Genomic DNA, 1,810 nt, shown 5'->3' on the forward strand with positions numbered 1-1,810 from the left:
ACTGGCCGAACACGAGCGCATGACAGCTTGTGCCGAGGCGGTGTTGCAGCAACTGGGCCTGCCCTATCGCACGATCGTTCTGTGCACCGGCGACATGGGCTTTGGCAGCCAGAAAACGCATGACCTAGAGGTTTGGCTTCCGGGGCAGAATACCTACCGCGAAATCTCGTCGGTCTCGACCTGCGGCAGCTTTCAGGCGCGCCGCATGAATGCCCGTTACCGCACGCCTGGGGGAAAGCCCGAGTTCGTTGCCACGCTGAACGGCTCTGGCCTTGCCGTGGGGCGCTGCCTGATCGCGGTCTTGGAAAACGGGCAAGAGGCCGATGGCTCGGTCGCCCTGCCTGCGGCACTGCACCCCTATCTTGGCGGCAAGACCCGGCTGACAGCCGAAGGCGTGCTGGCCTGAACACATTGAAAGGCCCCCGCGAGGGGGCCTTTGTTCTCTCATATCGGTTTTCAGGTCAGTCGAGCGGTTCCATCCAACCGGCAGCGCGCAGCGGCATTATCGGCGTGTGCAGACGCGGGCCCGAGGGTGCCGCAGCCCCAAACGCAATCCGCGCACCAACGAACACCGACGTGTCGGTTCCGGTGTCGGGGTCGTCATAATCTTCGATACGCAGACTGGTAAGTGAACCGACCAGCGTGACTCGATCGTTCAGCGCGTATTCTGCACCGACCGTCAGGCCAAAGTATTCGCCCGGTTGGTCCCCACAATCGACAAAGCAGTCCTTGGAAAAACCGTTCTCGGCGCTAAAGGAAAGCAAGGTTCTATCGCTGACCTGAGCATCAACGCCGACGCGCGCGATCATGCCTTCAAATTCGTTGTCGGTCGGATCACCAATCGCATTCAGATAGCCGAGCTGGCCTGTCACCGAGATCATCTCATTAACCGCAACAGCGAACTCTAGCCCGCCTATTGTGCCGGACATCGGTGAATCTGAATCGTATCCGTCAAACAGGCCCGCGCCCAAGAAAGCGCCGCCATAGAACTTACCGAAATCCCTACCGAGGTGTAGGCCCAGAACCCCAGCGTGCAATGGGCCGGTCACGTAGACATCGTCCTCGCCGCCATCGCTCATGAATTCGAGCCGACCGTCGATCGAAAGCCGAAGCGCCCCGAAATCACGTGCTATCTCGCCGGTTAAGTAGGTTCCAACGAACGGATTCCCATCGATATCGGTATCGGTGCTGGACCGCTGCGAGACGAATAGCCCGCCACCCGCAGAGGACTGCCACTCTTGCGCCTGCGCGCCTGTCGCGATCAATGCGCTAGTCATCATTGCTAGGAAAAGTTTGCCGGTCATTTCGCTCTCCGCTGTAAAACACTCAGCACGGAAACAGCCCAGATTCTCACCTACGGCTTAAGAACCCAAACATGCCGATGCTTGTTGCCGCGTGTGCGAAGCATACAAAATGGCGAGGTGTTATTAACGTTTATTGCGCGTATTTGCGGGGCTTTGCCGAATTAGTTGCATTGCAGGCACATGTTTTGAACGCAAGCACACGCGTGGTGCGAAAGCGCCGATGCACGCACAAGCGGCGCGCGAGATCAGGGTGGAAAGCTTGGTTTCACAGGACCGATCAGAACGGCTTGTCGCGCCCAACCACGTGTTTGCGCAGCCGCGATGGAATCGATTTCTTGCGATCCTTGAACGGGTTTGCCCCGCCTTGGTCACGGAAGGTCAGCCGGATCGGCGTGCCCTGCATCCCGAAACTTTCGCGCAAGCCATTCACAAGGTAGCGCGAGTAGCTTTCAGGTATCTTGTCGGCGTGGCTGGCCATGACCACAAAGCCCGGCGGCCGGGTTTTG

2 protein-coding genes and 1 pseudogene are annotated in these 1,810 nt (G+C 59.0%); 1 reads left to right on the top strand and 2 read right to left on the bottom strand.

Features of this window, described 5'->3' with window-relative positions; genetic code table 11:
- Positions 1-406 (top strand): aminoacyl--tRNA ligase-related protein (locus ABY403_RS16190; RefSeq protein ID WP_372841841.1); only part of this gene is annotated, 406 nt, incomplete at its 5' end.
- 55 nt (positions 407-461) lie between these two features.
- Here the strand turns inward: ABY403_RS16190 and ABY403_RS16195 are convergent.
- A complete protein-coding gene (locus ABY403_RS16195; RefSeq protein WP_372841842.1) occupies positions 462-1,304 on the bottom strand; it encodes a hypothetical protein in 843 nt (280 codons plus the stop codon).
- 277 nt (positions 1,305-1,581) lie between these two features.
- Positions 1,582-1,810 (bottom strand): annotated as a pseudogene (locus tag ABY403_RS16200) (ribosome biogenesis GTPase Der); the annotation flags it as partial.

The organism is Phaeovulum sp. (assembly GCF_041596715.1).
Taxonomy (GTDB): domain Bacteria; phylum Pseudomonadota; class Alphaproteobacteria; order Rhodobacterales; family Rhodobacteraceae; genus UBA6213.